This is a genomic window from Planococcus sp. CP5-4_YE, from assembly GCF_019042655.1.
Classification (GTDB): Bacteria; Bacillota; Bacilli; order Bacillales_A; family Planococcaceae; genus Planococcus.
In genome coordinates this window covers 1-1115 of record NZ_JAHPZO010000041.1, presented here as the reverse complement: position 1 = coordinate 1115, position 1115 = coordinate 1, and the positions used below count along the sequence as shown (strand labels likewise).

Annotated in this window: 1 rRNA gene and 1 other annotated feature; the gene reads left to right on the top strand. The window is 50.3% G+C overall.

Going from position 1 to position 1115, the window contains the following annotated elements:
- Window positions 1–337: a sequence feature (most likely nonfunctional fraction of RNA operon), on the top strand.
- A 191-nt stretch (window positions 338–528) separates the two neighbouring features.
- A 23S ribosomal RNA gene (locus tag KTG14_RS17750) occupies window positions 529–1115 on the top strand; the annotation flags it as partial.

Genomic DNA, 1115 nt, shown 5'->3' with positions numbered 1-1115 from the left:
GCTCGGAGATGTGTATAAGAGACAGCCTTTGTACCGTCCATTGTAGCACGTGTGTAGCCCAGGTCATAAGGGGCATGATGATTTGACGTCATCCCCACCTTCCTCCGGTTTGTCACCGGCAGTCACCTTAGAGTGCCCAACTGAATGCTGGCAACTAAGATCAAGGGTTGCGCTCGTTGCGGGACTTAACCCAACATCTCACGACACGAGAGTTTGTAACACCCGAAGTCGGTGGGGTAACCCTTACGGGAGCCAGCCGCCGAAGGTGGGACAGATGATTGGGGTGAAGTCGTAACAAGGTAGCCGTATCGGAAGGTGCGGCTGGATCACCTCCTTTCTAAGGATTTTATCGGAACCGATTTTTCGGAATCGGGTTGACGTTTTGCGTTCAGTTTTGAAGGTTCACTCCTTACGGAGCACTTTCAAACTTGTTCTTTGAAAACTGGATAGATCGACATTGATTAAGAAACAAGCATCATAGTAGCGTGGTCGCGATTGCGATCAACTTATTTTTTTTGACCATTCAGTGGTTAAGTTAATAAGGGCGCACGGTGGATGCCTTGGCACTAGGAGCCGAAGAAGGACGGCACTAACACCGATATGCCTCGGGGAGCTGTAAGTGAGCTGTGATCCGGGGATTTCCGAATGGGGAAACCCACTGTTCGTAATGGAGCAGTATCCATGTGTGAATACATAGCACATGAGAAGGCAGACTCAGGGAACTGAAACATCTAAGTACCTGAAGGAAGAGAAAGCAAATGCGATTCCCCAAGTAGCGGCGAGCGAAACGGGATCAGCCCAAACCAGAAGGCTTGCCTTCTGGGGTTGTAGGACACTCTATACGGAGTTACAAAGGAATGGATTAAGCGAAGCGACCTGGAACGATCCGCAAGACAGGGTAATAGCCCCGTAGCTGAAAGTTCATTCCCTCCAGAGTGGATCCTGAGTACGGCGGAACACGAGAAATTCCGTCGGAATCCGGGAGGACCATCTCCCAAGGCTAAATACTCCCTAGTGACCGATAGTGAACCAGTACCGTGAGGGAAAGGTGAAAAGCACCCCGGAAGGGGAGTGAAATAGATCCTGAAACCGTGTGCCTACAAGTAGTTAGAGCC